This is a genomic window from Sphingomonas sp. MJ1 (PH-R8) (genome assembly GCF_048058635.1).
In the GTDB taxonomy this organism is placed as follows: domain Bacteria; phylum Pseudomonadota; class Alphaproteobacteria; order Sphingomonadales; family Sphingomonadaceae; genus Sphingomonas.
Genome location: NZ_JBBEFX010000006.1, coordinates 1 through 22,209 on the forward strand (window position 1 = coordinate 1; position 22,209 = coordinate 22,209).

At 69.1% G+C, this 22,209-nt stretch carries 21 protein-coding genes; 7 read left to right on the top strand and 14 right to left on the bottom strand.

Going from position 1 to position 22,209, the window contains the following annotated elements; translation table 11 throughout:
- Positions 1-481 precede the first annotated feature (481 nt).
- Positions 482-3,517, bottom strand: a complete 3,036-nt coding sequence (locus tag VPH46_RS07100) for a TonB-dependent receptor domain-containing protein (protein WP_416610031.1) — start codon at positions 3,515-3,517, stop codon at positions 482-484.
- Between the two features lie 636 nt (positions 3,518-4,153).
- Positions 4,154-4,414: a hypothetical protein gene (locus VPH46_RS07105; protein WP_416610033.1), complete on the bottom strand. Its 261-nt coding sequence runs from the start codon at positions 4,412-4,414 to the stop codon at positions 4,154-4,156.
- Between the two features lie 178 nt (positions 4,415-4,592).
- Between VPH46_RS07105 and VPH46_RS07110 the strand changes: the two genes are divergently transcribed.
- Positions 4,593-7,286 (top strand): glycosyl hydrolase 115 family protein, encoded by a 2,694-nt coding sequence (locus tag VPH46_RS07110; protein WP_416610035.1) that lies wholly within the window; start codon positions 4,593-4,595, stop codon positions 7,284-7,286.
- A gap of 36 nt (positions 7,287-7,322) precedes the next feature.
- On the opposite strand, the gene VPH46_RS07115 is transcribed toward VPH46_RS07110, so the two are convergent.
- Positions 7,323-8,324 (bottom strand): polysaccharide pyruvyl transferase family protein, encoded by a 1,002-nt coding sequence (locus VPH46_RS07115; protein ID WP_416610037.1) that lies wholly within the window; start codon positions 8,322-8,324, stop codon positions 7,323-7,325.
- Between the two features lie 185 nt (positions 8,325-8,509).
- Between VPH46_RS07115 and VPH46_RS07120 the strand changes: the two genes are divergently transcribed.
- Genes VPH46_RS07120 through VPH46_RS07130 form a run of 3 tightly spaced genes read left to right on the top strand, consistent with a single transcriptional unit; the run spans position 8,510 to position 11,179 of the window.
- Positions 8,510-9,256, top strand: a complete 747-nt coding sequence (locus VPH46_RS07120; protein WP_416610039.1) for an NUDIX hydrolase — start codon at positions 8,510-8,512, stop codon at positions 9,254-9,256.
- Positions 9,253-9,981, top strand: a complete 729-nt coding sequence (locus VPH46_RS07125; RefSeq protein WP_416610041.1) for an extensin family protein — start codon at positions 9,253-9,255, stop codon at positions 9,979-9,981. The genes VPH46_RS07120 and VPH46_RS07125 overlap by 4 nt, the downstream gene beginning before the upstream one ends.
- 40 nt (positions 9,982-10,021) lie before the next feature.
- Positions 10,022-11,179: a winged helix-turn-helix domain-containing protein gene (locus tag VPH46_RS07130; protein WP_416610043.1), complete on the top strand. Its 1,158-nt coding sequence runs from the start codon at positions 10,022-10,024 to the stop codon at positions 11,177-11,179.
- Between the two features lie 9 nt (positions 11,180-11,188).
- Here the strand turns inward: VPH46_RS07130 and VPH46_RS07135 are convergent, their stop codons facing one another.
- Positions 11,189-11,740: a hypothetical protein gene (locus VPH46_RS07135; RefSeq protein ID WP_132884305.1), complete on the bottom strand. Its 552-nt coding sequence runs from the start codon at positions 11,738-11,740 to the stop codon at positions 11,189-11,191.
- 148 nt (positions 11,741-11,888) lie between these two features.
- The gene (locus tag VPH46_RS07140; RefSeq protein WP_416610045.1) at positions 11,889-12,323 is read right to left on the bottom strand and encodes a hypothetical protein; all 435 of its coding nucleotides are present in this window, start codon (positions 12,321-12,323) and stop codon (positions 11,889-11,891) included.
- Positions 12,324-12,606: 283 nt separating this feature from the next.
- Here VPH46_RS07140 and VPH46_RS07145 point away from each other — a divergent pair, with 283 nt between their 5' ends.
- Positions 12,607-13,146 carry a CHAP domain-containing protein gene (locus VPH46_RS07145; protein WP_239434572.1) on the top strand — a complete coding sequence of 180 codons (540 nt, stop codon included), beginning with the start codon at positions 12,607-12,609 and terminating at the stop codon, positions 13,144-13,146.
- A gap of 83 nt (positions 13,147-13,229) precedes the next feature.
- Here VPH46_RS07145 and msrB read toward each other — a convergent pair whose 3' ends face one another.
- Genes msrB through VPH46_RS07160 form a run of 3 tightly spaced genes read right to left on the bottom strand, consistent with a single transcriptional unit; the run spans position 13,230 to position 15,938 of the window.
- On the bottom strand, positions 13,230-13,718 hold the full coding sequence (msrB, locus tag VPH46_RS07150; RefSeq protein WP_416610047.1) for a peptide-methionine (R)-S-oxide reductase MsrB: 489 nt from the start codon (positions 13,716-13,718) through the stop codon (positions 13,230-13,232).
- Between the two features lie 52 nt (positions 13,719-13,770).
- The gene (locus VPH46_RS07155; protein WP_416610049.1) at positions 13,771-15,000 is read right to left on the bottom strand and encodes an ABC transporter permease; all 1,230 of its coding nucleotides are present in this window, start codon (positions 14,998-15,000) and stop codon (positions 13,771-13,773) included.
- Entirely contained in the window at positions 14,997-15,938 is a 942-nt protein-coding gene (locus tag VPH46_RS07160; RefSeq protein WP_416610051.1) for an ABC transporter ATP-binding protein, read from the bottom strand. The genes VPH46_RS07155 and VPH46_RS07160 overlap by 4 nt, the downstream gene beginning before the upstream one ends.
- Before the next feature lie 123 nt (positions 15,939-16,061).
- Between VPH46_RS07160 and queG the strand changes: the two genes are divergently transcribed.
- Positions 16,062-17,180, top strand: coding sequence for a tRNA epoxyqueuosine(34) reductase QueG (gene queG, locus VPH46_RS07165; protein WP_416610053.1), 1,119 nt, complete (start codon positions 16,062-16,064; stop codon positions 17,178-17,180).
- A 176-nt stretch (positions 17,181-17,356) separates the two neighbouring features.
- Here the strand turns inward: queG and VPH46_RS07170 are convergent, their stop codons facing one another.
- Together VPH46_RS07170 and VPH46_RS07175 are read right to left on the bottom strand one after the other, a co-directional pair.
- Positions 17,357-17,734 (bottom strand): hypothetical protein, encoded by a 378-nt coding sequence (locus VPH46_RS07170; RefSeq protein ID WP_239434567.1) that lies wholly within the window; start codon positions 17,732-17,734, stop codon positions 17,357-17,359.
- Positions 17,731-18,414: an EI24 domain-containing protein gene (locus VPH46_RS07175; RefSeq protein ID WP_416610055.1), complete on the bottom strand. Its 684-nt coding sequence runs from the start codon at positions 18,412-18,414 to the stop codon at positions 17,731-17,733. The genes VPH46_RS07170 and VPH46_RS07175 overlap by 4 nt, the downstream gene beginning before the upstream one ends.
- A 103-nt stretch (positions 18,415-18,517) precedes the next feature.
- Between VPH46_RS07175 and VPH46_RS07180 the strand changes: the two genes are divergently transcribed.
- Positions 18,518-19,516 carry an adenosine kinase gene (locus tag VPH46_RS07180; RefSeq protein ID WP_125959863.1) on the top strand — a complete coding sequence of 333 codons (999 nt, stop codon included), beginning with the start codon at positions 18,518-18,520 and terminating at the stop codon, positions 19,514-19,516.
- 77 nt (positions 19,517-19,593) lie between these two features.
- Here VPH46_RS07180 and VPH46_RS07185 read toward each other — a convergent pair whose 3' ends face one another.
- The 4 genes from VPH46_RS07185 to VPH46_RS07200 form a co-directional block, all read right to left on the bottom strand.
- Positions 19,594-21,147 carry an amino acid permease gene (locus VPH46_RS07185; RefSeq protein WP_416610057.1) on the bottom strand — a complete coding sequence of 518 codons (1,554 nt, stop codon included), beginning with the start codon at positions 21,145-21,147 and terminating at the stop codon, positions 19,594-19,596.
- Positions 21,148-21,252: 105 nt separating this feature from the next.
- Complete coding sequence (locus VPH46_RS07190) at positions 21,253-21,630, bottom strand: histidine triad nucleotide-binding protein (protein WP_239434563.1); 378 nt, start codon at positions 21,628-21,630, stop codon at positions 21,253-21,255.
- Between the two features lie 19 nt (positions 21,631-21,649).
- On the bottom strand, positions 21,650-21,973 hold the full coding sequence (locus VPH46_RS07195; protein WP_129340266.1) for a phosphoribosyl-ATP diphosphatase: 324 nt from the start codon (positions 21,971-21,973) through the stop codon (positions 21,650-21,652).
- Positions 21,974-22,004: 31 nt separating this feature from the next.
- Positions 22,005-22,157: a hypothetical protein gene (locus tag VPH46_RS07200; RefSeq protein ID WP_416610060.1), complete on the bottom strand. Its 153-nt coding sequence runs from the start codon at positions 22,155-22,157 to the stop codon at positions 22,005-22,007.
- Positions 22,158-22,209 lie beyond the last annotated feature (52 nt).

A 22,209-nucleotide genomic window follows, 5' to 3' on the forward strand; every position in this document is an offset into this window, starting at 1 on the left:
ACAGCAGGCTCACCGGCATCGTCCTCGGACGCAGCCGTTGAAGCGACACTCGACGTTCCATGGGATTCAGAACAACCCCGCGCATCAGTCGATCTCAAACCCGGCACGCATCCTGTAAGCGGCACCACCCTCCTAGAGGGTCTTCCAGCAGGATAACGGCGGCGACTGAGGCGGAAGCGTCTTGGTGTGAGCGGTGTATGGGGTCTGCCTGGGACACTTGCCGTCGGAAGACGGACTCATCCCACGCTGTTCCTCTTTCAGCAGCTGGCATTGGGTTTCTCGTAGTGAGAGCCGCTAGCGGTCATGCGTCGGACCGGCTCAGGTCGAGCGCTTTTTGCGACTGGCGGACTGGCGCTGCGGGTTCCGGGCGGAGCGCTGCTGCCGTGCGATCGAGGCGAGAGGGGGCGCCGTGCGGCGGGGTGCGCAGTCTTGGGCGAGCGCCCCCCGGAAGCCATCTTCCGGGGGGCGGCCGTCGTCTGGGTTACATCCGCACGGACACACCGGCGACGAGCTGGCGACCGAGCAGGTCGTAGCCCATGATCGTGTTGCCGCGCAGCAGGCCGATCCGCGAGCGGCTGTCGGGGACGATCGGCGGATCCTTGTCGAAGATGTTGTTGGCCGCGAGGCGGAGCGTCATCTGCTTGCTGATGTCGAAGCTGAACGCCAGGTCGAACCAGTTGTAGGCATCGATGCCCGGATACTGGTCGCGACGCGCGCTCGCCGGCTGCTCCGGAATGCCGGTATCGGCGGGCGCATAGACGTCGAGCGGCATGGCGCCGCGATGACGCCAGTTCAGCGAGACGCTGGCGGTGCGATCCGGCGAGGTCCAGGTGGTGCGGAACTGGTGCGCCCACTTCGGCATGCTCTCACCGCACAGGTTGCCCCAATAGCCGGTGCAATCGCGCGGTTCGACGGTCGGCGACGACTGCGAGCCGACGAGCGTCATCAGCGTGCCGTTGAAGCTCAGGTCCAGCCGCCCGGCATTCCCCAGGCTCAGGTCATACTGCCCCTGGAAATCCCAGCCATGCGACTGCGACCGGTAGCCGTTCGCCGCACCGCGCGCGACCCAGCCGGTCGACGGGCTGGTGGCCGGCGAGCTCGACAGCGTGCCGTCCGGATTGCGCACGACGCCGCGGCAGAAATAGTCGTTGCCGGTGGTGAGGCACTCGGCGAGCAGGTTCTGCGGCTGCAGGAAGTCGAGCTGATCCTTGAGGTCGATCAGCCAGCGATCGATCGACACCGTGAGGCCCGGCAGGAAGCGCGGGCGCAGCACCACGCCGAAGGTCGTGGTGTAGGCGGTCTCCGGGGTGAGGTTGAAGCCACCCTCCCGCACGGTGCAGCGATCGTCCGGGCAGATCAGCGTCGCGCTGCCGTAGAGATTGTCGGCCAGGCCGGTGTTGCGGCACTGCTCGATCGTCGCGGAGGGAGCCAGGCGCGGGCCGTTCGGGTTCGCCGGATTGACGCGCGGCGCGCACGGATCGGCGTAGAAGCCCTGGTTCCAGAAGACGTTGGCCGCACCCGCTGCCGCGCCGACGCCCGGTGCTGCCTGCGACTTGTTGTAGGACGCGCGCAGCGTGATGTCGCTGATCGGCGACCAGATGCCTTCGACCTTCCACGTGCCGAAGCTGCCGTCGAGGCGGTTGTACTTCGACTGGCGATAGCCGGCGTTGAGCTGGAGCAGCTCGGTCCAGGACTGGTGCTCGACCAGCGGCGCCTGGATTTCGACGTTGCCCTCCAGGATGTTCTGGGTGACGCGCTGGTTCTCGCCGTAGCCGTTGTTCTGCTGGAAGATCTCGTTGACGGTCGTGCGTTCCATCTCCTCGCGGTATTCGGCGCCGATCGCGATCGCGATACCCTGTTCGGCAAACGGCGAGGTGACGCCGTACTTGCCGAGGTCGCCGGTGACGGTGCCGACGAACTGCAGCAGGCGCGGGACGCGCGTCAGGATGCCGCCGGTCGCGCCGCCGAAGAGATACTCGTTGGTCGCCATGTCGGTGTTGAACGGCGCGAACGCGTTGAAGGGGACGCAGTTCGGGTCCGTGCCGTCCACCACCGAGCGGCAGGTCGGCGTGCCGTTCACGTTCACGACGTCGAGCGAGCGGTTGATGTTCGCATATTGCGCGAACGGCACGTCGATCGTCTTGAGCTTCGCGCGCGAGATCATGCCGGCCACGTCATAGGACCAGACGTCGTCGAACACGCGACCGCGCAAGCCGGCGACGATGCGATAGCCTTCGTTGGTGAACTCCTGCTCCACCAGCGGCAGCCCGTCGAAGCGATAGCGCACGTCGATCGGCGCGTACTGGCCCGCGACGCCAGCGTTCTCGCCGCACAGCACCTGTGCCTGCGAGCCCGACAGGAAGGGATTGTCACAGTTCACCCGGAACGGATCGGTGCCATAGGCACCGAAGTTGAAGGTGCGGTTGAGCTGCGTGTTGTACGACTTGTCCCGATAGTAGAGCACGGTGCTGTAGAGCTCGACGTGGTCGGTGATCTGCGCCGTGAGGAAGCCGCCGGCATTGATGCGGTCAAACGGACGCTGGAAGGCCCAGTCGTCATAGGGGTTGGCCGAGCTGCCGGCCGGACCGCTGTTGATCGGGATGAAGGTGCCGTTGCCGTTCGGGTTGTTGACCAGGATCTGGCCGGCGTTCGGACCCGCCTGCGGGATGATGGTGCCGGCGGGGGTGAAGCTGGCGCGCGAGCAGGAGAGCTGCGCGTCATTGGTCGGCATCACCACTTCGCACTGACTGAACGAGCGGTCGCGCAGCCGTACCAGTTCCGACTGGCGATAATCGACGAAGCCGGTGATGTTGACGCGGTTGTCGAACAGGTTGGCGCCGGCCGAAAGGTTGATCTCGGCGCGGCCGCCATCGTTGGTCATGCCGGTCACGCCGTTGAAGCCGGCGCGCTCGGCCGCGTCCGTCACGGCATTTGCGCGGTTGTGGTGGTTGAAGAAGCTGTAGTTCGCGTCGAGCCGGACGCCTTCGAAGTTCTTCTTGAGGATGAAGTTGACGACGCCCGACACCGCGTCCGAGCCGTAGACCGACGAGGCGCCGCCGGTGAGCACGTCGATGCGCTCGACCAGCGCGGTCGGGATGATGCCGACGTCGATCGTGTTGGCGAGGCCGACACGCATGCCGTCGATCAGGGTCAGGGTGCGCTCATAGCCGAGGCTGCGCAGCTTGATGCGCTGGCGCCCTTCGGAGTCGCTGAAGTTCTGCTCGGAGTTCACCTGCACCTGCGGCAGGCGGTTGAGCACTTCCTCGATCGTGGTCGCACCCTGGGCCGCAATTTCTGCCGCAGTGGTGGTGACGATCGGTGCCGCCGAACGGTTGTTCGGGCGCTGGATGCGCGTGCCGGTGACGATCACGTTGCCGCTCTCGTCACTGCTGGCAGTGTCGTCGCGGGCACTGTCCGCGGCCAGCTTGGCGGAGGCGACCGGGTCGCCGATCGAAACCGGCGCGTCCTGCGTCGCGGCGTCGGTGGTGTCGGCAAGGACCTGCGCGGAAGCAGGCATGGAAACCAGCGCGGCCACGCAGCAACTTGTGGCCAGCAATCCCTTGAACAGCATTGTCTTCCCCCGTTTCAGTCCTGGTCGTCGGCCGCACGTGCATGCTGCACGTGCGATCAGTTCCCCGGCACGCGTTTCGCGCACCGCGTCCTGCCGGCTGTGAATCGTGCCCCCGAGCACCAGTGTTACGATGCTGTCACAAAGGTTTCATCTAGACAATACCGGTCGTGACGATTGGTATTATTGTACTAGGTAGTTCTTTTACAGGCCTGGTGCTTGAAAAACGGGAGGACTCCTCGGGCCGGGGCGGAGGTGGATGACGGGAGGGCGAGAACCATGGGCCCTTGCGGGCGCAAGAAGCCGAAGCGGTCCTACAGGTACCGAGCAAGATTTCCGGCGAAACGAGAACCGCGGCTAGACCAAAGGGGGCTGGTTCTGAAGCTGTGGTCCGACTTTGCGGCAGACGGAGCGCAGCGCTGTAATACCAGCGGCATGAACTTCCACGGCGAAGCCGCGCGCCATCTGCCGAAAACGAGATGGCGACGCTTCGACGCCAAGAACAGGCGTCGACGGGACTGGGGCTGGCTGTCAGCAGGCCTTTGTGCGGCGGACGGAAGTCGGCCTTTCGCCAGACGCGGAATCTTAGTCCTCTTCGGCTTCCTGGTCGACCGCGTCCATGAAGTCGCGCGCGGCTTCGCGGTCCGCCTCATCCTCGAAGGCGTCGAGGTCGGGCGCGATTCCCAGCATGTACATCAGGCACCACAAAGCGAAGCGGCGGCCGCTGTCTTTTTCCAGCCCGAACTCGAGCCGCAGCCGATCGGCGCCGTCGGCGATCTGACCCGGGGAGAGGGCGGGGATGTCGGCCGAGCCGAAGAAGCGGATGAGGAGCTGGTCGAAATCCATGGTCGAGCCTTAGCCGAAGCTTCGCTCCGGCCCAAGTCGCAGCGGGCAACAAGGGGGGAGCGCGAGCGGCTTCTCTTCGAACAAGGGGCATGATAGCGATACCAAATGCGGATACGACGCCGGTGAGAAGGTCGTGCCGTGGCTTGAGGGAGAAGATGCTGTGGTGCGTGCAGGGATGATGGTGACTCGGCGAAGCCTGATGGGGGGCGCCGCCTGCGTCGGGGCCTTGGCATTGGGCTCGCTGCCCGGAGCGGAGCAGGCCGAGGCGCAGAGCGCCCCCGCGGGCAGGGGCGCGTTTCCGCTGATCGCGGGCGGGGTGCCGGCCGCCGTGGTGATCGATGCCCAGGCGGACTCCGCCGTCGGCCACGCCGCCCGGAGCCTCGCCGCCGACCTGGAACGGGTGAGCGGCAACCGCGCGCGACTGATCGAAGGCGAGACGGCCGGCCTGCGCGGCCCGGCGGTGCTGATCGGGGTGCTCGGCCAGAGCCCGATGCTGGACGCGCTCGCGGCCGCGGGCAAGATCAACGCGGCGGACCTGCGCGGCGAGTGGGAGGCGTTTCGCCAGATCGTGGTCGACGATCCGCTGCCGGGTGTGCCGCGCGCGCTGGTCGTCGTTGGTTCCGACCGGCGCGGGGCGGCGTTCGGGACCTATGACCTGTGCGAGCGGATCGGCGTGTCGCCCTGGCACTGGTTCGCCGACGTGCCGGTGCAGCGGCGGCGCGAGGTTTCGATCCCGGCAGGCTCGCGGCGCGACCAGCCCAAGGTGCGCTATCGCGGCTTCTTCATCAACGACGAGGCACCGGCACTCAGCGGCTGGGCGGCCAAGAAGTTCGGCGGCGTCAATTCGAAGATGTACGCGCACGTGTTCGAGCTGCTGCTGCGCATGAAGGGCAATTACCTGTGGCCCGCCATGTGGGCGCCGCGGGCGTTTGCGGCGGATGATCCCCAGAACATGGTGCTGGCCGATGCGATGGGCGTGGTGATGGGCAATTCCCACCACGAGCCGATGCTGCGCGCCCATGACGAATGGCACCGCAACAAGGAAGAAGGCGTCACCGGCGGCGCCTGGGACTATACCAAGAATACCGAGAACCTGCGTCGCTTCTGGCGGGGCGGCATCGAGCGGATGATGTCGAAGGGAGGCGGCCGCGGCTATGAATCGGTCGTGACGGTCGGCATGCGCGGCGACGGCGACGAGGCGATGGGCGAGGGGACGGCCATCCCGCTGCTGGAGCGGGTCGTGACGGACCAGCGTGTGATCATCGCCGAGGTGACGGGCAAGCCCGCCAGTGAGACGCCGCAGGTGTGGGCGCTCTACAAGGAAGTGCAGGACTATTACGACCACGGCATGAAGGTGCCGGACGACGTCACCCTGCTGTTCTCCGACGACAATTGGGGGCAGATCCGCCGGCTCCCCGATGCGGGCGCAGCGCCGCGGCGCGGCGGCTACGGCATCTATTACCATTATGACTATGTGGGCGGTCCGCGGAACTACAAGTGGATCAACACCAGCCAGATCGAAAAGGTCTGGCAGCAGATGGACCTCGCCTATCGGCGCGACGTGCGGACGATGTGGATCGTCAACGTCGGCGACATCAAGCCGATGGAATATCCGCTGAGCTTCTTCCTGGACATGGCGTGGGACCCGGAGGCGATGACGCCCGCGGCGCTCGCTGCCTATCCCGAGGACTGGGCGACGGCGACGTTCGGGGCCACGCATGGGCCGGCGATCGGCGACCTGCTCACCCGCTACAGCAAATATGCCGCGCGTCGGAAGCCCGAGCTGATCGATCCGGACAGCTTCCCGCTGGGAGGCATCACCCCGCAAGGGCTGGACGGCGGCGAGTTCGGCACGATCGTCGCGGAGTGGGATGCGCTGGAAGCGCGCATGCTCGACACGCGATCGCGACTGGGCGCGGAGCAGCTGGACGCCTATTACCAGATCGTCGAATTCCCGATCGCGGCGATGGCGAACCTCTATCGCCTCTATTACGCCGCGGCGTGGAACAAGCTGCTGGCGTCCAAGAACGACGCGCGCGCCAATTACTTCGCCGATCAGGTCGAGGCGACCTTCCGCCGCGACGGTGCTCTCACCCAGCGCTATCACAGCATCAACGGCGGCAAGTGGGACGGCATGATGGCCCAGATCCACATGAGCTATGTGATCTGGAACGACCCCACGCAGCAGACCATGCCGAGCATCACGCGGGTCGCTGCCGATACACCCAACGACCGGCGCCGCCCGCAGCCGCGGTTCGTGGCACCGGGCGGCGCGCCGGAAGGTGTGATCGGGATCGAGGCGCCGGCGTTCAGCCGCGCGCGGGACGGCAAGGGGTTGCGCTGGACGGTGATCCCGAATCTGGGCCGCACGGCCGGTGCCGTGATCGCGCTTCCCCAGGGCCTGCCGGCGACCACGCCCGGCGATGGCATCAGCCTGGAATATGACGTGACGGTGGAGAAGGGCGGGCCGGCGCAGGTGACGCTCTATCTTGCGCCCACGCTCGACACGAGCGGGGGGAGTGGCGTGCGCATCGGCGTGTCGCTCGACGGCGGGGCGGTGCAGGTGCTGCAGGCGCAGCTGGAGGCGACTGGCGGTCCCGAGGATACGCCGGGCAAGGAGCGCTGGGCGCAGGCGGTGCGCGACAATGCGGTCCGGCTGTCCGCGGACCTGGGGACGATCGCTCCGGGGCGGCATGTCGTGCGGGTCTGGCGGATCGACGACAACGTCGTGCTCCAGAAGCTGGTGCTGAGCACCGTGCCGGTGCCGCCGAGCTATCTGGGACCTGTGCCGGTGCGGGCGCATGGCGGTGGCGGAAACGGCAGCCTGCCGGCACCCGGCGCGTCGAGAGGGCGGCGGCGCCGCCCGGCGTAGGCGCGGGTGGGGCGGGCGGTGGGGAGCCGCCCGCCGTCAGGCGATCTCCCGCAGGGTCGCGAGCGCGTGGGCGGTGGCGTCGTCCAGCGTCTCGCAGACGGCAACGCCGGGAAGGTCGCCGGTCCATAGCTCGGCGAAGCCGCGAACCTTGCCATAGCTGTTGTCGAGGACCGCGTGAGGGATGCCCATCAGCACGCTGAGGATATGCCCGTGCAGCCGATCGGTGACGACCGCGTCGCCCGAGCCGAGCAGCGTGCGGCCGCGCTCCAGCTCCGAGCGCGCGCGGGCGCGGAAGCGGCGATAGTCGGGCTCCCCACCGGCAAGCATCCGTGCGGTACGGCCGAGCCGCGCGACGGCACGATCCCAGCGGCTGGGTGCGCGCGTGCCGTGGATCCAGTCGACGAGCAGCGTGTCGCGCGGCAGTTCCGGCACGCCGCGCCCGGCGCTGCGCTCCTGGTCGGTACGCAGCAGGTAGACGATGTCGTGGACCGGAAGCGCCGGGCGCGAGAGGCTGCCCAGGCAAAAGGCCATGTCCGGGCAGAGCTCGGCAGGGCAGCCGAGTTCCGCTTCCGCAAAGGCAAGGCTGGCGCGATCGCGTACCAGGAGGGTGAAGTTGCCGTGGGCGGCAATCGCCTCCCGCGTGAGGCGTACCTGTTCGGGGTCGGCGAAGTGGATCGTCTGAGGCAGCTGGACGATGGGCCGGCCGGGCAGGGCCGCCAGAAGCATCCGGCGGAACTGCTGGAAGCGCGGCCAAAGGTCCCCGAAGTTGCCGCCGCCGCTCAGGAACACGGGCCCTTCCGGAACGCGGCGGAGCAGCGCGTCGAGATCGAAGCCGTGGATGGTGCTCACATAACCCGGCGGCTGCGCGGCCGCGCGATCGAAGAAGGCGAGTTCGCCCAGCCAGATCAGGCTGTCCCCCACGTTGGAATAATCCGGAAAGTCCAGCAGCGCGTAGCCACCCGACAGGTCGGCGAGCGGGGTGACGGTGTGCCGCACCCGCTCTGCCAATTCCTCCACCCGCTCGAACATCGCATCCATGGCGGCAGGTGGTCGCAGGCTGGCCGGAACAGGCAAGATGGCCGCACCGTTATGGTCCGGTCCCTGCGCGGGCCCTCCGTGAGGGCGTGCGGAATGCTTCCATCCCGGAGGCGCTTGCCTCGCCCACCGCTCCCGTGGATAGGCGGAGCGGCCGCGCCGGCGCCCTCAGGAAGACGCTGCCCATCATGCCTCCCGACCTGCCACAGCCGATCCCCGCCGCGACGCTGATCGTGATGCGCGACGCACCGGGCGCGCCCGAGCTGCTGATGGTGGAGCGGGCCGCGCAGATGGCGTTCGCGGGCGGTGCGCTGGTCTTCCCCGGTGGCCGTATCGACCCCGGCGACGTGGCGCTGGCGAGCGAGCTTGGCGAGCCGGCGCTGGCGGCGAAGGCGGCGGCGATCCGCGAGACGATCGAGGAGGTCGGGCTGGCGGTGGGGCTGGAGCCACAGCCGAGCGCGGGCGACCTCCAGGCGATGCGTGCGCGGCTGCATGCGGGCGAGCCGCTGTCGGCGGTGCTGGGGCGCCATCGCATCGCGCCGGAGCGGCTGGTGCCCTTTGCGCGCTGGCAGCCGGAGCGGCTGGTCGCGCGGCTGTTCGACACGCACTTCTTCCTGGCAGCGGCGCCCGAGGATGCGCCGACACCCGTGGAAGACGGGACCGAGACGGCGCGCGCCTTCTGGGCGAGCGCTGCGCAGGTCCTGACGGATGCGGAGGCAGGCCGTGCGCACCTGATCTTCCCGACGCGGCGGGTGCTCGAGCGGCTGGCGACGCTGGGGAGCTTCGCGGCGGCGGCGGCGCATGCGGCGGCCTATCCGGTGCGCACCATCACGCCCTGGATCGAGCGGCGCGACGGCGTCGACCAGCTCTGCATCCCCGACGATCTCGGCTATCCGGTCACCGCCGAGCCGCTGGCCAAAGCGCAGCGCCGATGAACCGCGTGCGGCAGGCGACGCGGGCGATCCTCTGGGGGCTGGTGCTGCTCGCGGTCGGCTTTGCGCTTTACGCGCTCGTCCGCAACCGTCCGCAGGACCTGCCGTGGCGGCCGCTCGACCTGAGCGAGCCGGTGGGGATGTTCACCGGGCGCAAGCTGGCCGGGCTTGCGGACGATTTCCCCAAGTGCCGACAGCTGCTGGAGCAGGCGGGCGTGCACTATCTGCCGCTCGCGCCACTGGTGTCGGGCCAGTGCGGCTATGCCGATGGCGTTCGACTGACCGCGGGAGGCGCGCGCGCGATCCGCTTTGCGCCTCGCGACGTCGGCACGTCCTGCCCGGTCGCGGCCGCGCTTGCGATGTGGGAGTGGCAGGTGGTGCAGCCGGCCGCGCGTCGCCATTTCGACAGCTCGGTCGTGCGCATCGAGCATTTCGGAAGCTACAACTGCCGGCGCATGTACGGCCGATCGAGCGGGGACTGGAGCGAGCATGCCGCGGCCAATGCGCTGGACGTCGCCGGCTTCGTGCTCGCGAACGGCAAGCGGATTACGGTGATCGGTGACTGGAAGGGCGAGGGGGAGCGCGCCGCCTTTCTGCGCGAGGTGCGGGATGGCGCCTGCGGCCTGTTCTCGACCGTGCTGTCACCCGACTATAACGCCGCGCATCGCGATCATCTCCACCTGGACCAGGCGCGGCGGGGGGCGATGGGGTGGCGGGCGTGCCGGTGAAGCCTAGCCCCATGACGAAGGCGGGAGGACGGTTCTGACGGTGGAGCTCTCGGTCGCAGAAGCGCGGCGGATCGCGCTCACCGCGCAGGGGTTCAACGCGCGCGAACGGGACGGCGACGTCGGCGCGGCACAGGTGCGCCGGACGATCGCGAAGCTCGGCTTGCTTCAGATCGACAGCGTCAACGTCCTGGCCCGCGCGCACTATCTGCCCCTGTTCTCGCGGCTGGGCGCCTATGATCGGGCGCTGATCGACGGGATCATGGCGGAGCGCCCCAAGCGCTTCTTCGAATATTGGGGACACGAGGCATCGCTGCTGCCGATCGACTGCCACCCGCTGCTGCGCTGGCGGATGGCGCGGGCGCGTGCCGGCAGGGGCATCTGGCGCCAGCTGGAGCCGTTCGCCGGCCCGCGGCGGGCCGAGGCCGAGGCGCTGCTCGCCCGCATCGGCAGCGAAGGGCCGCTCGCGGCCTCCGACCTGGCCGGCAAGGCGCGGGCCAAGGGCATGTGGGTGTGGAGCGAGGGCAAGCACGTCCTTGAATGGCTGTTCTGGGCGGGCCTGGTCGCGGCAACCCATCGGCGCGGCAATTTCGAGCGCGTCTACGATCTGCCGGAGCGCGTGCTGCCGCGTGCGATCCTCGACCAGCCCACGCCGACCGGAGCGGAGGCCCGACGCGAACTGCTGGCGCGATCGGCACGGGCGCTCGGTATCGCGACCGCAGGGGATCTGCGCGAGTACTACCGGATCCCCGCTGCGGACGCCCCGCAGCCGATCGCCGAACTCGTCGAGGAGGGGACGATCGTACCGGTGCGGGTGCGCGGCTGGCGCCAGCAGGCCTATCTCGATCGCGACGCCAGGGCCGGCCGCCGGGCGAACGGTCCGGCGCTGCTGTCTCCGTTCGATCCGCTCGTGTGGAACCGCGACCGGACCGAGCGCCTGTTCGACTTTCGATACCGCCTCGAAATCTACACGCCGGCGCACAAGCGCGAGCATGGCTATTATGTTCTGCCTTTCCTGCTCGACGGTGCGCTGGTCGCGCGCGTCGACCTGAAGGCGGACCGCAGAAGCGGGACGCTGATCGTGCAGCAGGCGAGCATCGAGCCGAACGCACCGGCCGCCACGCCGAAGGCGTTGGGCGGCGAACTGGAGCGGCTGGCGGGATGGTTGGGCCTCAGGGTCTCCGACCCTCCCGTGCTGTGAGCCGGTCGCTCAGTTCGGCAGCGAGCGCTGATCGACCTTTTCCACCCAGGCCGGAAAGAAGGCTGGCTGGCGCAGCGACCAGCCGGAGGCGGTGGCGGCGGCTTCGCTGATCGACTGGAGCAGCTTGCGGCGCAGCTCGGGGTGGAGATGGGGAAGGGCGGCCGACGCGCAGAAGGCGGACGGGAGCCACGGCCGCGCCTCTGCACCCAGCAGGCGCTCATAGAGGAAGCGATAGGCGGAGAAGGAGGTGAGACGGCCCTGGCCGAGATCGAACGCGGTTACGACCAGGAGCGGGGCCATGAAGGGTTCGACGGCTTCCAGGCCGCTGTCGTCGGGCACCAGCGCGCGGATTTCGGGCAGGCGATCGTAGAGCCGGGCCTGGGCGCGTATGCTGGCCGCCTCGACCACGTCGCGCGACCAGCGCTCCATCGCGTCCTGACGGTCAAGGCCGATATCGAGCGAGCGGCGGATGTAGCGCTGGGTCGCGGCGCTGAAGCCTGCGAACTCTTTCATTTCGGCCAGGGTCATCGCGCCTTCGGCCGGCTTCATCCTTGCGCCCATCGATCTCGCTCCCGAACGTGCTCCATCACCCGTCATTCTGCCGGGCGGCGGTTAACAGCATGCTGAACCGATCCGGCGCGTGCCAACGAACGGACCATGAAATCTGTTGCAGCGCAACAAAGGTTGCGACGAACCGAGGGGAGGGGGCTCAGCGGGCGCGGGCGCGAACTGCGGCGGCAGGAACCCAGCCGGAGAGGCAGGCGCCTTCATAGGGGCGGCGGCCGCCGACAGGACGGGTGACGCCGCACCCTTCCTGGGGTGTCGCGGCCGGCGGCACGACTACGCCCAGCCAGCGCTGGTCGATCGAGCGGGTGCAGACGAACAGCGGCCGGCCCTTCTCCAGTGCGTCGGTCACCGATGCCTCCTCGAACGGCGCTGCGCGGACCGGGATGGAGGGCGCGATCACGTCGCCGCCGATGCCGCAGGCGGCGAAGCTCGGCCCCTGTTCGCCGATCCGGACGGGCGTGGTGCCAGGTGAGAGCGGAGCGGTCGTCTCCTCGTCTGCGGGGCGGAGGTCCTCCTCGGGAAGGGGGCTGTTGTTGCAGCCGGCGAGCAGCAGCGCGGCGAAGAACCAGGATCGCATCGGCCTCTTCTAGACGGAATCGGCGCAGGGGGAACGACGGCGATTCGCCGCGCCGAAAGGACCTGCGCCGACGATGCCAGTGCGGCGGGCACGCAGAAAAAGGCCGCGAAATCAGCCATCCCGCAGGACAGTCGGGGCCGCGACGGACCTTCCGCCGGGCAACCACCGACGCCTAAACACGCTTCGTCGGAAAAGGTTCCGTCGACGAGCCGCATGATCTTTCGCCCGTGAAAAAATCCTGCTTCACACGCTGACACGAGCTTCAACGACCTTTGGGGGGTCCATGAATTTCCGGGCTTTTGCAGCGCGTTGCGCGCTGGCGGTATCGTTTTGCCTGCTGACCACGGTTCCGGCACAGGCACGCTTCTGGCAGTGCGCCCCCTATGCCCGCGAGATTTCCGGCATCGACATCCACGGCAATGCCAACACCTGGTGGAACCAGGCCGCCGGCAAGTACGAGCGCGGCAACACCCCCAAGGAGGGCGCGGTCCTGTCGTTCGAAGCCAGCCGCCGCATGCGGATGGGGCATGTCGCGATGGTCTCCAAGGTGGTGAGCGACCGCGAGGTCCTGCTGACCCACGCCAACTGGTCGCGCCGCGGCGGCATCGAGCGCGACGTGCGCGCCGTGGATGTTTCGCCCGCCGGCGACTGGAGCGAAGTGCGGGTGTGGTTCGGCCCGGTCGGCGGTCTCGGCACCTCGTCCTACGTGACCAACGGCTTCATCTATTCGGGCCGGGCGCCGCAGACCGAAACGCTCGGCACCGTCGAGATCGCCAGCGGCGGCAACAACATCGGCAAGGGCATCACTGCACTGGTCGATTGATCGCCTGCCTACCCCCAAACAGAAGCGGCCCGTTTCCTTCGCTGGAAACGGGCCGCTTCTGATTCCAGCCTAGCGCGGCGGCGTCACGCCTTCGGGCGGAACACCATGGCGACGCCGTTCATGCAGTAGCGCTTGCCCGTCGGCTTGGGGCCGTCGTCGAACACATGGCCGAGGTGACCGGCGCAGCGGGCGCAGCGCACCTCGGTGCGTGCCATCCAAAGCGACCGGTCCGACCGCGTCATCACCGCGCCCCGTATCGGCGCCCAGAAGCTGGGCCAGCCGGTGCCGCTCTCGAACTTGGTGGCGGAGGTGAAGAGCGGCTGGCCGCAGCCGGCGCAGGCGAAGACGCCGGGGCGCTTCTCCTTGTTGAGCGGGCTCGTGTAGGCGCGCTCGGTGCCTTCCTCGCGCAGCACATGGTATTGCGCGGGGGTGAGGCGGGCGCGCCACTGAGCGTCGCTGAGCTTGAAGGGCGCAGGCGGCGCTGCCTCAGCGGAAACGCCGACCGCGAGCGCGGTGCCGCCGAGGCCGACCAGACCGAGCAGGCGGCGGCGATCGAGGAGGGGCTGTGTCATCAGCCGGGAAGATGGGGCGGCGCGTACCCGGTTTCCAGCCGCCCCAATCCACTTAACGGCGGAGGAGCGTGGCCCAGCGGAACTTGGGACCGGCGGATTGCAGCACGCCGCGGCGGAACAGCCGTGCGCCGATGGTGATCGTCAGCGCCACCCAGAGGACCTGCCAGCCGATCGCGAGCAGATGGGGCCAGAGCTCCGGGCGGTTCGCCGCGCGCGCGGCCATGGCGAAGGGGGAGCTGAAGGGGAAGACTTCTGCAAAGGTGGCGATCCAGCTGTGCGGCTTGCCGGCGGCGGTGAGCGACAGCGCGAACATGCCCATCTGGAACAGCGTCAGCGGCAGCGACAGCATCTGGATTTCGCGCGGGGTGGACGCTTGCGCGCCGATACCGAGGAACACCGCGCCGAGCAGCAGAAAGGCGGCGGCGAAATAGACGGCGAACAGCAGCGCGAACGTCGGCAGCCCGACCGCCGGCGCAAGGCCCGCAAGCGTCGCCGCCTCGCTGCTCGGCAGGAGGGCGCCGACATTGCCGATCAGCGTGCCCCAGAACAGCACGAATAACACCGCGACCCCGAACATGCCGATCAGCTTGCCGAGGAACACCGCCTCCAGCGGCACGGCGGCGGCGAGCACCTCGATCACCTTGTTGGAGCGTTCCTCCGCCATGGTGCCGACCGCCTGGCTGGCGAGGATCAGCGTGACGGCGAACAGCGCGATCACCGCAAAGCCGGCCGCGGTGTTCTTGCCGCCGATGGTGCTGGTCTCGCGCGCCACCTGCTCGAAACGCGGCTGGCTGATCGGGCCGGTGAGGCCTGCGCGGCCGTCGCGTGCGACCTGTTCGGACAGCATGGCGAGATATTTGGAACCGCGCGAGACGGCATTGCCGTGGACGATATGCGGTTGCTCCGGCGCGCCATAGAGCACCGCCGGCACGTCGCGGTCCTGCTGGGCGAGGAGCTTGCGCGCCTGCGCCGCAGGGTCGGCATCCGGGGTCACCACCTCCAGCACGGGCGGCAGCGTCTCCTGCGAGAGGAAACCGCGGGCGAGGCGATCGGCGGCCAGGAAGCGGGCGCCGTCGGCCGGGGCGGCGATGGCATAGAGCCGCTCGCGATCCTCGCCGCTCTCGCCGACCGCGCGTGCGCCGAGGCTGCCGAGCGCGCCGAAGCTGGCGAACAGCATGGGGGCGAGCAGGAAGATCAGGAAGGTGGGGGTCAGCACGGTCGCGATGAAGTCGCGGCGGGCGACCGTCAGCGTCTGGCGCAGCATGCGGCCAAGATTGCTCATGCGGGAGTTCCTTCGGCCGCAGCCTTGCCGACGATGCGCACGAACGCGTCGTGGAGCCCGGGGCGTTCGATCGAGAGGCCGGCGATGCCGAAGCCGCCGGCGATGAGGCGGCTGAGCGTCTGCTCCACGCCCTCGTCGGGGACCGAGAAGGTCCAGCCGTCGCCCTGGCGATCGCGCTGGGCATCGGACGGCAGCAGCGCGGCGATGCCGTCGCCGGGCCGATGGGGCACATAATGGGCGCGCATCGGCAGGGTGCCGCGGGCCTCCGCCACGGTGCCTTCGAACCGGCGCTTGCCGCCGGCGATGATCGCCAGGCGGTCGCACAGCCGCTCGGCATGCGCCATGACGTGGGTGGAAAAGAGGATGGTGGCGCCGCGGTCGCGCTCGGCCATGACGAGCCCCTCGAGCCGCTCCTGGTTGACCGGGTCGAGGCCGGAAAAGGGTTCGTCGAGGACCAGGAACTCGGGCTCGTGCACGACGGAGCCGAGCAGCTGCACGAACTGGGCCATGCCCTTGGAGAGCTTGCGGATCTTGGTGTCGATCGAATCGCCCAGGCCTGCGCGCTCCATCATCACGCCCGCACGCTTGCGCCCCGTCGCCCAGTCGAGGCCGCGCAGCGCCCCCATGAAGGCGATCGCCTCGCGCGCCTTCATGCCCGGATACAGCCCCCGCTCCTCGGGCAGATAGCCGACCCGGTCGGAGGCATCGCGCGGCGCGTCGTGCCCAAGCAGGCTGCGGTGGCCCGCGTCGGGCTCGATGATGCCGAGCAGCATGCGCAGCGTCGTCGTCTTGCCAGCACCGTTGGGGCCGAGCACGCCATAGACGGCGCCGGTCGGGACCTGAAGATCGATGCCGTCGACGACGCGGCGTCCGCCGAAGCGCTTGACCAATCCACTCGCAGTCAGCGCCAGGCCCGTGGCAGCAGCGTTCGACTCCATCCAACCTCCGTACGGCCGGGCGAGGTCGTTCCCCCCCCACGCGCTGCCCTTGTTGCACACTGACGTAACGCGTGGCGCACGCAAGGGGTGCTGCGCGCCGCGTCATCGTGGTAGCGGGGCGGCGTGGACCAGCACAAGTCCCTGGAATCGCGCATCCAAGAGAAGGCGGCGGAGCTCGGTTTCGCGGCCTGCGGCTTTGCGCGCGCGGATGCCACGCCGCAGACGGCCGCCCGGCTGCGGGAGTGGCTGGAGGCGGGCCGGCACGGCAGCATGATCTGGATGGAGGAGCGCGCCCACCACCGCGGATCGCCCCAGGGGCTGTGGCCGGAGGTGCGATCGGTGATCGCGCTCGGCATGAGCTATGCGCCGGCGCGGGACCCGCTGGCGCTGGCGGAGGTGGGAGATCGCGGGCGGATCTCGGTCTATGCGCAGGGCGCCGACTATCACGACGTGGTGAAAAAGGCGCTGAAGGCGCTCGGCCGCTGGCTCGCGAACGAAGCGGGATGCGACCTCAAGGTGTTCGTCGATACCGCGCCTGTGATGGAGAAGCCGCTCGCCGAGGCGGCGGGGCTCGGCTGGCAGGGCAAGCACACCAACCTCCTGAGCCGGGAGCATGGCAGCTGGCTGTTCCTGGGGGCGATCTATACCACGCTGGAGCTGGCACCCGACGCACGTCCGGGGGGAAGCTGCGGATCGTGTGACGCCTGCCAGCGGGCGTGCCCGACCGACGCCTTTCCCGCACCGTACCAGCTCGATGCACGGCGGTGCGTGAGTTACCTGACGATCGAGCATGCGGGGCCGATCCCGGCGGCACTGCGGCCCGGCATCGGCAACCGCATCTATGGCTGCGACGATTGCCTGGCGGTGTGCCCGTGGAACAAGTTCGCGGCGACGGCGGCGGCCAACAAGGCGTTCGTGCCGCGCGCGGAGCTGGCGGCGCCGCGGCTCGCGGAACTGTTGGCGCTCGACGATCCGAGCTTCCGGCAGGTGTTCGCGGGATCGCCGATCAAGCGGATCGGGCGCGACCGGATGGTGCGCAACGTGCTGGTGGCGGCGGGGAACAGCGGCGACCCGGGATTGGCGGCGCCGGTCACGCGGCTGCTGGACGATCCGGCGCCGGTGGTGCGGGGGGCTGCGGTCTGGGCGCTGGGGCGGCTGGATGCGGAGCGCTTTGCCGGCGAGCGTGGTGCGCGGCTGTCGGGGGAAGCGGACGCGGAGGTTCGGGCGGAGTGGGGCGCCTGAGGGACGGTTCGTACTTGGCAGGCCCGTATTCCTGCGCAGGCAGGAATCCAGGGCCAAGCAGACCAGCGGCTTGCGGTGCTTGGAACCCTGGGCTCCTGCCTTCGCAGGAGCACTGTTAAAGTTTCGCAGAGGTCCCGCCTGCGCGGGGATACGAGGTGGGCGTCGTGGCAGGGGCCCTACCGCCCGCCTTCGCGGCGGACGAGGGCTGCGACGCAGCTGGCGCGGTCGATCGGTGCGCCGTTGCGCTGGCGGGCGTCGACATAGGTGACGACGGGCGTGCCGCCGCCCTTTGGGGCGTAGAGATAGGCGTCGAGCACGCAGATGTCGGAGCCGAACTGCATCTTGCGGCCGGCGCCCTCCGTCAGCTCGGCATCGGGCTTTCCGAACAGCTTGGTGAGCGCGTTGGCAGGCTGGCCCAGGATCCGCTCCAGTCCCACGGCGCTGTAGCTGGCGCTCGGCGGGGGCGGGGGGAGGTTGCCGGGGCCGACGCTGGGCCCCGTTGCGCAGCCCCCAAGCCCCATGCCCAGCATTGCCAATCCTGCCCAACGCTTCATTTGCCTCGCCTTTCGTGGAACCAGTGGGTCGCCATGGCCGCGCCGAGCACCGGCGCGACGAAGTTGACGAACGGAATCAGGAGCAGCCCGGTGCCGGCGAACCCCAGCAGCAGGCGTCCGCCAGCCGTGGTGCGCCGCCATTGCGGCATCGACGGCGCAGGGAGGTGCCGTGCCGCCACCATGTCCCCCAGGTCGCGGCCGAGCAGCCAGCTGTTGACCAGGAAGAAGGCGACGGCCGTGCCCACGCCGGTCGCCAGCAGCAGGAGGTAGAGCGGCGCGAGCAGGAGGTTGACGCCGATCACCCGGCCGGCCGAGCCGATCCCCATCGCGGCACCGCGCGCGAACGGCACCGGCCGGGCGCTGGCGAGGGCGGCGGGATAGTGGCGCGCCTCGACGGCCGCGACCACGTCGTCCGCAAAGATGCCGGTCACGGCGATGGCGACGGCGCGGAACAGCAGCCAGCCGAGGCCGATGGTCGCGATCGCCGCCGCCGCGGCCGCGAGATCGCCGACGCCGGCTCCCCAGTCGAGGCCGTCGCGCACCAGCGCGCGGGCGCCGAACGCGAACAGCGCCGCCACGATCAGGAACAGCAGCAGCGTCACGGCGAGCGACTTCGCCAGCACCGCCAGGATGCGCCGGTCGCCGAGCTGGGCGACAGAGAGGAGAAGGGCGCGGATCATGGCGCCGGAATGAGGGGCGCGTGCCCCGGCGTCAACGCGGTTGCACGCACGCACGCCGCTCTTTACCGCGAGGGCGTTTGCGGATCCCGCATTGGAGACTCACTTGACCGAACCCACCTACGACGTTGTCGCGATCGGCAACGCGATCGTCGACATTCTCGCCCAGGCCGAAGATTCCTTCCTGGAAGCAGAAGGCATGAACAAGGGCTCGATGCAGCTGGTGTTCTCGCCGGCCGAGGCCGACGCGCTCTATGCCAAGATGGGGCCGGGCCGCGAGGTTTCGGGCGGTTCCGCAGCCAACACCGTCGCCGGTATCGCGGCGCTGGGCGGCAAGTGCGGCTTCATCGGCCAGGTTGCCGACGACCAGCTCGGCAAGGTCTTCGCGCATGACGTGCAGGCGGTCGGCATCCGCTTCGACACCGCCGCGCGGGCGGGCGACCCGACCACGGCACGCTGCCTGATCTTCGTGACGCCGGACGGCCAGCGCACGATGAACACCTTCCTGGGTGCCTCGCAGTTCCTGCCGGAGGCGGCGCTCGACCGTCAGATGATCGCGGACGCGGCGATCCTGTACCTGGAGGGTTATCTCTGGGATCCGGAGGAACCGCGCCAGGCGATGCGCGCCGCGATCGAGGTTGCGCGTGGGGCCGGCCGCAAGGTCGCCTTCACCCTGTCGGACGTGTTCTGCATCTCGCGCCACGGCGACGATTTCCGCACGCTGCTGGCCGAGGGCATGATCGACATCCTGTTCGCGAACGAGAACGAACTGCTGGCGCTTGCCCAGGGCGACGACTTCGAGAATGCCGTCGCCAAGGTCGCGCCGCAGGTGCCGACCCTGGTGGTGACGCGCAGCGAGCGCGGCGCGATCGCGATCGTAGACGGCGAGCGGGTCGCGGTCCCGGCCGAGCCGGTCGCGGCGGTGGTCGACACGACCGGTGCGGGCGACCTGTTCGCCGCGGGCTTCCTCCATGGCCAGGCACAGGGCCGCAGCGTCACGGACTCGCTCCGCATGGGCGCGATCTGCGCGGCGGAGATCATCTCCCACTATGGCGCGCGCCCGAACGTCGACCTCAAGAAGCTGATCGCCGACAAGCTCGGCTGAGGCCGCAGCGGGCACGACCGCGCACGCAAAAGAAAAGGGCCGGAGGAGCGATCCTCCGGCCCTTCTTGTTGGTGGCCTCAGCGGGTGCCGGGGACGGGAGGGTCGACCTCCTCATAGGCGGTGTGCTCGGGCACATCGACGAGTCCACGGCCCAGGTGGCTCTTGCGGAAGCCATAGGCGAAGTAGAGCACCAGGCCGATCGCGCCCCAGCCCGGCAGCACCAGCTTCGCATCCGGCGGCAGGAACCAGTAGAGCACCACGCAGCCGATCATGGTGAGCGGCGCCACCACGAAGAGCAGCGGTGCGCGGAACGGGCGACGGCGGGTCGGCTCGGTCTTGCGCAGGCGCATCACCGCGATCGCCACCATGAAGAAGGCGAACAGCGTGCCGGCATTGGCGATGTCGGCGAGCTTGCCGACCGGCAGGAAGGCGGCTGCGAAGGTGACGCCCAGGCCGGTGATGATGGTGATGACGTGCGGCGTCTTCCACTTCGGATGGATGGTCGACAGCTTCTCCGGCAGCAGGCCGTCGCGCGCCATCACGAAGAACATGCGCGTCTGGCCATAGATCATGACCAGGATCACCGACGGCAGCGCCAGAAAGGCGGCGAGGCCGATCAGGTTACCGACGTTGAGGTAGCCGATCTGGCGCAGGACGTGGGCGAGCGCTTCCTTGGAGCAGGACAGCGGCTCGGCAGCAGCCGCGCTGATCGCGGCGCAACGCTGGGCGAGCTCGGTCGAGCCCGGGGCGAGCCAGCTGCCGTCGGCGGCGGTCACGGGCTGCGAGCCGATCGGCGAGCCGATCGCGCCGGCGGCCACCAGCATGTAGAAGACGGTGCAGATCGCAAGGCTGCCGATCAGGCCGATCGGCACGTTGCGCTGCGGGTTCTTGGTCTCCTCGGCCGCGGTGGAAACCGCGTCGAAGCCCACATAGGCGAAGAAGATCGAGGCGGCGGCGCCGATCACGCCTGCGCCCGAGCCATCGCCCCAGCCCTGCGGCATGAAGGGTTCGAAATTCTCCATCTGCATGACGGGCAGCGAGAGGATGATGAAGGCGGTGAGCGCCGTCACCTTGATCGCGACCAGCACCGCATTGACCTTTGCGCTCTCGCTGGTGCCGACGACCAGGAGGCCGGTGATCAGCAGCGCGATCACGACCGCGGGCAGGTTGATGATGCCGCCGGCGTAGGGGCCGGCGATGATCTCTTGCGGTAGGGTGATGCCGAACCAGCCCCCCAGCTGGCCGACGAAATAGCCGGACCAGCCGACCGACACGGCCGAGGCCGCCACCGCATATTCGAGGATCAGCGCCCAGCCGACCATCCAGGCGAGCAATTCGCCCATCACGGCATAGGTGTAGGTGTAGGCGGAGCCGGAGACCGGCACCATCGAGGCGAGTTCGGAATAGCAGAGTGCGGCAACGGCACAGACGGCGCCTGCGATGACGAAGGAGATCATCATGCCCGGGCCGGCCTTTTGCGCGGCCTCTGCGGTGAGCACGAAGATACCCGTGCCGATGATGGCGCCGACGCCGAGCAGGGTGAGCTGCAGCGCGCCGAGCGAGCGATGGAGCGACTTTTTCTCGGCAGTCGCTAGAATGGCGTCGAGTGGTTTGACGCGCCCGAAGATCATGCGGTTTTCCCCTGAACCGGTTCGTTTCGCAGCCGCGAAAGTGTGGAGCGTAAAGCTAAATCAAGCGCGCGCAAAGCGAATCCCTGCGGCGGCGCGGTGCCTCGCTCAGCGCGCCAGCATCGGCCCCAGCGGCTGGCCGCCGAACAGATGGACGTGCAGGTGCGGCACTTCCTGTCCGCCATGGCCGCCGACATTGGCGAGCAGGCGGTAGCCGGGTGCGACCAGCCCGTGCTCGCGCGCGACATGGCCGACCGCGCGGACGAAGCCCGCGATCTCGGCATCGGGTGCGCGGGCGCTGAAATCGTCCCAGGAGACGTAGGCGCCCTTGGGGATCACCAGCACATGAGTAGGCGCCTGCGGGGAAATGTCGTGGAAGGCGAGGGCGAAATCGTCCTCATAGACGCGCTTGGCCGGGATCTCGCCGCGCAGGATCCGCGCGAAGATGTTGCTGTCGTCGTAGGGAAGCGTGGCGTCGATCGGCATGGGAGCGGTCCTTTGCGCGTCAGCGGGGGCGGGCGGCCTTTTCGGCGATCCCCGACAGGCCTTCGCGCCGGTGGAGTTCGGCGCGCACGTCGTCGAGCGACAGGCCGGCGTCGGCGAGCAGCACCAGCAGGTGGAAGAGGAGGTCGGCGGACTCGGACACCAGTCCCTCGCGATCGTCGGCGATCGCCGCGATCACCGTCTCCACCGCTTCCTCGCCGACCTTCTGGGCGATCTTGGCGCGGCCGCGGCTGTGGAGCTTGGCGACATAGGAGGTCGCGGGATCGCCGCCCAGACGGGTGCGGATCACGGCCTGGAGCTGGTCGAGCGGGTCGGTGTCTGCCATCGCGCCCGCTTTCCCGTGCGCCGCGCCCAAGTCAATCCCGCGGCGGCCTGCGACGCGCGCGCAGAGCGCGGCGGGCAATCCAGAGGCCGGCGGCGGCGACCAGGAACAGCGCCACGTCGGACGGAGCGAAGCCGGTGCGCTCTGCCGCGGCGCCGGTGTGGGCGGCGAGGGCAGGCAGGGGCATGAGGAGGAGCGGGGCGAAGCGCATGGTCGCGTTCTAGAGGAGGGTGGGGCGG